6 protein-coding genes are annotated in these 6,805 nt (G+C 50.4%); 4 read left to right on the forward strand and 2 right to left on the reverse strand.

What is annotated here, in order from left to right:
- Nucleotides 1-1,010 (forward strand): tetratricopeptide repeat protein (locus HOK28_22890; GenBank protein ID MBT6435956.1); only part of this gene is annotated, 1,010 nt, incomplete at its 5' end.
- An 85-nt stretch (nucleotides 1,011-1,095) separates the two neighbouring features.
- Complete coding sequence (typA, locus tag HOK28_22895; protein ID MBT6435957.1) at nucleotides 1,096-2,907, forward strand: translational GTPase TypA; 1,812 nt, start codon at nucleotides 1,096-1,098, stop codon at nucleotides 2,905-2,907.
- A 238-nt stretch (nucleotides 2,908-3,145) separates the two neighbouring features.
- On the opposite strand, the gene HOK28_22900 is transcribed toward typA, so the two are convergent.
- Complete coding sequence (locus tag HOK28_22900; protein MBT6435958.1) at nucleotides 3,146-3,787, reverse strand: hypothetical protein; 642 nt, start codon at nucleotides 3,785-3,787, stop codon at nucleotides 3,146-3,148.
- Nucleotides 3,788-4,171: 384 nt separating this feature from the next.
- Nucleotides 4,172-4,855, reverse strand: coding sequence for a response regulator transcription factor (locus HOK28_22905; GenBank protein ID MBT6435959.1), 684 nt, complete (start codon nucleotides 4,853-4,855; stop codon nucleotides 4,172-4,174).
- Nucleotides 4,856-5,093: 238 nt separating this feature from the next.
- Here HOK28_22905 and HOK28_22910 point away from each other — a divergent pair, with 238 nt between their 5' ends.
- Together HOK28_22910 and HOK28_22915 are read left to right on the forward strand one after the other, a co-directional pair.
- On the forward strand, nucleotides 5,094-6,071 hold the full coding sequence (locus tag HOK28_22910; protein ID MBT6435960.1) for a hypothetical protein: 978 nt from the start codon (nucleotides 5,094-5,096) through the stop codon (nucleotides 6,069-6,071).
- A 122-nt stretch (nucleotides 6,072-6,193) separates the two neighbouring features.
- On the forward strand, nucleotides 6,194-6,805 hold a 612-nt coding region (locus tag HOK28_22915; GenBank protein MBT6435961.1), incomplete at its 3' end, for a sigma-70 family RNA polymerase sigma factor.

Consider the following 6,805-nt stretch of genomic DNA (forward strand, 5'->3'; position numbering starts at 1 on the left):
TACAACACAAAAGCGAGCTCAAGGAATATGAAGAAACCCAGAGGCTGATGATTCTAGAGCGGCTGGGGCGAATCAACGTCCTCTATCTGCGCGACTACAAACAAGCCGTTAACGATTACAGCATGCTTCTCGACCATTACCCAAAAACCGATGAAGCTCGCGCCGCCCACATTCATATGGCGGACGTTTACCGCTACAAGCTCGGTGAACCTGAAGAGGGAATCGATCAGCTTCAGCTTTTGATATCTAAATTCCCGGGGCATACCGACGCACGCAGAGCCCAACTCGAAGTTATACGTATCTATTTAGAGCTAAAAAACTTTGATCAGGCGCGTATGGAAAGTGCCTTACTGCAAAAAAACTGGCCCGAGAGTGCTGAAAGTAAGCAAGCTCAGCTACTTACCGCCAACTCATACTACATTCAAAACCGGTTTACTGAAGCCATCGCGTCCTATGAGATGCTTCTCACAAACAAGCCCGGTGTTGATCTTACGGCTTTGGTCCACTTCGAGCTGGCCAGTTGCTACCAAGAGCTTGGAGAGTACGAGAAAGCCCTCAACTATTATTATTCCTGCCTGCCACAGCACTCCAATCCAAAGTTGGTGCAGGAAAAGATTGAGCGAGTCCGTAAAAGGTTAAGAGCCAGCCAAGGAAGATCTTCTATTTACATCCCGTCGGCCTTTAAGCCGATCCGGGGTAAAACTAAAACCAGCAGGCGCTCAAAATCTTCCGAAACGAAGGTTACCAAGACTTCCAATCGAACGCCGAAAGCTGCCAAATCAAAGCCAAACCCTGAAAACACCAGTAAATCGGCGCCCGCAAGTACGAAAATCAAGCCTGAGCCACAAAAACCAGCCCCGATTGCCCCTTCCCCGAAAAAGCCCGCCAAACCGGCTCCAACGGCTCCTCCTGCTCCAAAAGCAGTGAAAAAAGTAGAAACCAAAGCTCCAGAAGCGGCCCCAAGCCCGAAAAAACCCGCAAATTCACCAAGTTCAGCACCTTCCAACTAAAAGAGTACTTCCCAATCCACATCCCGACTGCTAGAGGGGCGCCGCTCGTTACCCCGACCCATCACCTGAAGCTGTAGAGCGTGTCATGTCCAATGAAACTCATTTAAGAACTGTCGCCATCGTCGCCCACGTCGACCACGGTAAAACCACTCTCGTGGATGCACTTTTTCAACAAAGCGGTATGTACCGGGAAAACCAGGCAGTCGTTGAGCGCGCCATGGACTCCATGGATCAAGAGCGCGAGCGTGGCATTACAATTTTGGCCAAATGTACATCGGTTCAATACGACCCCTTCAACCTTCAGCTCGTGGACACACCCGGACACGCCGACTTCGGCGGTGAAGTTGAGCGAACTCTGCGTATGGTCGACGGTGTTTTACTACTTGTCGATGCTGCCGAAGGCCCCATGCCTCAAACGCGATTTGTTTTGCGTAAGGCCATGGACCTAAAACTTCCTGCAGTATTGGTTATCAACAAGATCGACCGTTCAGATCGCCGCATCGAAGAAGTTATCAACGAATGTTATGACCTCTTCATCGACCTTGGCGCCGATGACAACCAGATCAACTTCCCAATCATCTACACCAATGGCCGCGCGGGAACCGCAACCACTGACTTAGATGTTGAAGGGACAGACCTACGACCACTCGTCGATTCCATCATCGCTCACTTGCCTCCGACTCAGCGTCACCTGGACAAGGGATTCTGCATGCAAGTAAACCAACTCGGTTACGATGAGTATGTTGGACGCTTGGTCATTGGCCGAATTCTTAGTGGTACAGTAAAGGTCAACCAGACCGTTCACCTCGAAGGAGAGGCTCACTCCTACAACGCACGTGCCACCGGAATTTTCGGATTTCACGGAACTGAGCGTCACCCTAAAGATTTAGCAGAAGGCGGCGATATCATTGCCTTGGCTGGTCTTAATGAGTGCTTCATTGGAGATACGGTCAGCGCACCCGACGCCATTGAGAAGCTTCCACCGATTCACGTTGATGAGCCCACTGTTTCGATGGTGTTCCAAGTCAACGATGGTCCTTTTGCAGGACGAAGTGGTGGCAAGTATCTAACCAGCCGCCATCTTCGTGAGCGTCTCCAAAAGGAAGCTCTGGGTAACGTAAGTATTCGCATTAAAGATGGCGATACCCCTGATCAGTTTAGAGTCATGGGACGCGGCGAGCTTCAGCTTGCGGTATTGATTGAAAGCTTACGACGTGAGCTTTACGAATTTTGCGTTCGTAAACCCGAAGTTGTTATTCGTGAAATCGAAGGAGAGAAGCAAGAGCCGCGCGAGCGCCTCGTAGTAGATGTACCTCTGGACTTCACCGGCGTCGTCAATGAGCTTATTGGACCCCGTAAAGGTATTCTTGAAGACCAAAAGCTTGAAGGCGAACGTATGCGCATCGAGTTTTTGATTCCAACCCGTGGCCTCTTCGGACTGCGCAACCAAATGCTGACCTCTACAAAAGGTACAGCCATCATGCACAGTAACTTCGAAGACTGGATTCCGGTAATCGGAAACATTCCACAGCGTTTGGTTGGCTCCTTGGTTGCAGATCGTCCGGGTAAAACCACGTCATATGCTCTGTTTAACTTACAGCCGCGTGGAACTCTCTTCACAGACGTTGGTATCGATGTTTACGAAGGTATGGTTATCGGCGAACACGCCCGGGCCAACTGCCTCAACGTTAACGGCGTTCGTGAAAAGCAGCTCACCAACCACCGTGCTTCCGGTAAAGATGATGCCACCGTGGTAACCACTCCGCGTCCGATGCCGCTTGAGCGCTGCATCGAGTGGATTCGCGATGATGAGATGGTGGAAGTTACACCAGATATGATTCGTATCCGTAAGCGCGTTCTTCAGGCCAATAAGCGTCCGAAGAGCCACGGCGGATAATTTCCCACTCAATTTTTTCTGAAATTCGTCGATATCTCTTCAAGAGATATGGCGAAAAAACAGGAAACCTCGGCAAGGCAATGGCTCGGCATTCACTTCGAATGCTGCAATGCATACTCTCGTATTTACAAACACTCCTCAGGAGCACGCTACGAAGGCCGATGCCCGAAGTGTTTGAGAATACTTCGAATACGTGTTGCCTCTGGTGGAAGCAGCCAACGCGTTTTTCGGGTAAAGTTTAACTAAGACCTGCGCCGACAAGTTTTTTAAATACCTTCAAGCTTTCCAGCTCGGCTTGCTCACCCCAAATCTTACCCACCAAACCTATCACTTGCTCCAAGGATTCCATCGAGGCGCCCACATGAATTGCGCCCCTCAGGTGACTCATGAGCTGAGGCTTCACATTCTGTCCACCCAGTACCGCCACCACACCAAACTCCCGCTGCCGAGCCGTTAAACCAGGGCGTGAAAGTACACGACCATAACCCGTTTCCAGCATCCACTTCTCGAGGTCCACATGGAGAGAGCCGATGGCCACACGCAGCTTGTCGTAGGTGCCCGCGTAAATCTGAGAGCATAAATTCTCACCGTCGCCTCGCCACTGCTCTACCGGTGCATCGGTCGACTCATTAAGCGTACATCCAAGCTTTCGAACCACAGCCAGGGCATTGATTGTACGCGGGTAGCCGGCGAATAGATGTGTTTGTAAAATGATCTCCAAACCTGCCTGGTGGTCTTTTTCTGCTAAACAAAGCCAGTCCCGCTTCACTGCCTCTAAATCGCCTCGTGCGGTATTGCCCGCCAAACAAACCAAGAGCTGGTCAGTAACATTGATGGCGTTCGAGTTTAGATCGATCAAAGGATGAGTTGGTTCAGTCATAGAAACACACAATCTACGAGACGAAACGATTCGCAAGCGAAATGTTGAAGAATGTAGAGAATGAATAAAAGGGATGGTGATAGCAGGGGTCCCCCCAGGACCTCCTGCCCACCCGAAACAACTGGACCACTAATAAGTGGTAACCAAGTGAGCTTTCGTCCGTGTTACCCTCCCCAGAGAACTCGGTTAGCTCACAAGCTGCTTCTTCTCATTCCGGCTATCCCATCTCAATTGATAAGCAATGCCTATCTAGCCCCTTGAGATGAAATGTCCCCCCCGGGAACCGGAATAATCATTAACTATATAAGGCAGGCACTTATGGGTATCGGGGAAATGCCCGAAAATGAAAAAAAAATCAGAGGGACAACCCCCACAAGACTGTAATCAACCCTGAGTTTGGGCGCGATTTTGTTCCAAAAGACCCAATTCCAGGGCAAAACGGACCAATTCAGCTCGGCTTCGAAGCCCAAGCTTTTCTGATAAGCGCGATCGATAGGTTTCAACGGTTTTGACGCTTACTGAAAGCGACTCACCAACCTCTTTGTGCGTGTAGCCTAAAGCCACCAATTCAAGGACCTGGCGCTCTCGTTCACTTAATGATTCTAGGCTCTTAGCTGCGGCAGAGGTGCGCGTGTCTTCCTCACCTTGAAGCACTGTTTGGAGCTGGTTGTTGTCCAAGCCAACGTCAATATAGGAGCGGCCCTGATGGATCGCCCGAATGGCAGCAAGTAGCTCAGTATCGGCTGCTCGCTTTACGAGATAGCCTGCCCCGCCGGCAGCAAGAACTGAGCGTAGGTAGGCATGATCGTCATGCATCGTCAGGACAAGGATGCGGGTTTTCGGACACTTACGACGGATGTCCGTAAGGGCGTCGATACCGGTTTTACGCGGCATTGTAATATCGAGCACCAAGACATCAGGCTGGACTTCTTTGGCCATCTCAATGGCCTCCAAACCGTCTGTGGCCTCTGCCACAAGCTCCATATCTTCTTGCTCACTCAAAAGACTTCGCAGCCCTGCCCGTAAGAGAGCGTGATCATCAGCGATCATAATGCGAATTTTGTCCATGCGTAGCTCCCCGGATGCCCCGATCATAGCAATTGAACATGACTATATCGCGGAAAAGACTTACATATGGCAAGGTCGTAAGGATCTTTTCCTACACATGCCGAACTTTCGCCCCACACGATCTTCACAAGACGCACATTTTTCCGATCGGTAAGACCAACGAGGCGATCATTGGCGAACTATTATCCGATGGAGCATAGTGCTAAAAACGCTGCGACTAACCAAAGGGGAATTCTATATGCACCACAATCTCAAACTCTTCGTGGTCATTTTTTTCCTCGTCGCCTGCCAATCCCCTCAGATCGATGCCACCGAAGCGCCAGCCCAAACGCCAGGCGTCGGGCAAGGTGACGCTTTTTGGAAGCATTGGTCAGATGGACAGGCAGAAATCGCGGGATACAAACTCACCATGCCCCGTTACAGCCAAGAACGCGCCGGCTACGCTGTCGCCATATTTGTAACCGAGACTATGAACCATCAGACCCGTGTCAAAACCGATGCCCCACAAGACGCCAGCCACTACCCCGTGATGAAGCTTAACCTCATCAAAGATTTTCAAACTGGTATCTACGACTACAACACCATGCTTAGCGCTTTTGTGACGCTTTCATCCAACGCCCACCTACCGGTTGGACATGTCAGCAAACTAAGCTTTTCAAGCCAGGAGTGGTGCGGGCACGTTTACCACCAACTTCTTTTTGAACGAGGCAAGATCACGGAAACCAGTCACAGCTATTTTGAAAACGAGGCCGACATATCAAGAACCTTTAAAACGGCGCCGCACGTACTGAGTGAAGATACACTATTGCTCTGGGCTAGAGGCATGTCGGGCCCGAAGCTTGCTCCTGGTGAGCAAACCATCGTGCCTATGCTCAACTCATTGCAACGGGTGCGACTTGACCATGCAACTCTTCAAGCCACTCGCGCAACTTTAGGCCGTCACCCAACACCTGAAACAATCACCACCCCTGCCGGTACCTTTGAGACCAGTCGGTACATCGCAAGCATCGAAGGGGGACAAACATGGGAAATCTTTGTAGAGAATGCTTTCCCAAACCGAGTGGTTAAGTGGGAGAACAGCGGCGGCGAAAAAGCAGAACTCCAAGGAATGATGCGAGTTGCCTATTGGGCAAAGCAGCGTAACGACCACAGCGCCCTGCTAAGTAAACTCGGCCTCGCCCCACTGGCTAAGCCAAAAGCCGAATCAAAACAATGACTTAGCCCGTTTCCTGTAGCCGCAGCTCGACGCATTTTAAGCAAAGAGGTTTTCTGCAATCACTATCCCTGATATCCCTGAATCAACAGGTAACACTGCACACAGCGGTAAACGGGTAAGATATGTTTCTGGCAAAAAACAAAGAGCTCCAAGAGAGATTTCGCGCTGGTGACAAAGACGCCATGGAAGAAATTTATCTCAATTATGCTCCTGGCCTTACTCGCTTCTTACGCAACGGCTTCAGCTTTCGAAGCGGAGGCGGCCACTGTTATTTCAAGGGCATCAAGATTGAAGACGAGCTCAAAGTAGCCGTTCAAGAAGTTTTTCGCCGGGCGTTTGAAGAACGTGCCCGCAATGCCTACAACGGAATCAACTCGTTTAGTAACTGGGTTTTGGCCATCGGCCGCAACATGGTTATCAACAAGTTTCGAAACCGCGAGATCGCATTCAGCGACTACATCTCCAAGGGCACCGGCGAAGACCGAAGCCACATCGCAGCCATGGATTCAGCCGTTAGCGCAGTCAGTGCCACTTACTCCGGCGTTCTCTACGGCCAAGCGCCCGGCAGCCAAGACGACAATTACGAAAAATCAGAGCTCAAAGGTTTAATCGGCGAGTTTATGAAAGAGATAACCGAAGAAGATAGACAACTTCTCGTTTTGAGATTCATTGAAAATGTTTCTCAAGAAGATGCCGCTAACGCACTTGGTTCAACTCGAATGAAGGTGAGAACA

The organism is Deltaproteobacteria bacterium (genome assembly GCA_018668695.1).
In the GTDB taxonomy this organism is placed as follows: Bacteria; Myxococcota; XYA12-FULL-58-9; order XYA12-FULL-58-9; family JABJBS01; genus JABJBS01.

What these genes read in the sequence shown, in the direction of transcription:
- typA (MBT6435957.1), top strand. Translation starts at nt 1,096, where the DNA reads ATGTCCAATGAAACTCATTTAAGAACTGTCGCCATCGTCGCCCACGTC.
- HOK28_22905 (MBT6435959.1), bottom strand. Translation starts at nt 4,855, where the DNA reads ATGGACAAAATTCGCATTATGATCGCTGATGATCACGCTCTCTTACGG.
- HOK28_22910 (MBT6435960.1), top strand. Translation starts at nt 5,094, where the DNA reads ATGCACCACAATCTCAAACTCTTCGTGGTCATTTTTTTCCTCGTCGCC.
- HOK28_22900 (MBT6435958.1), bottom strand. Translation starts at nt 3,787, where the DNA reads ATGACTGAACCAACTCATCCTTTGATCGATCTAAACTCGAACGCCATC.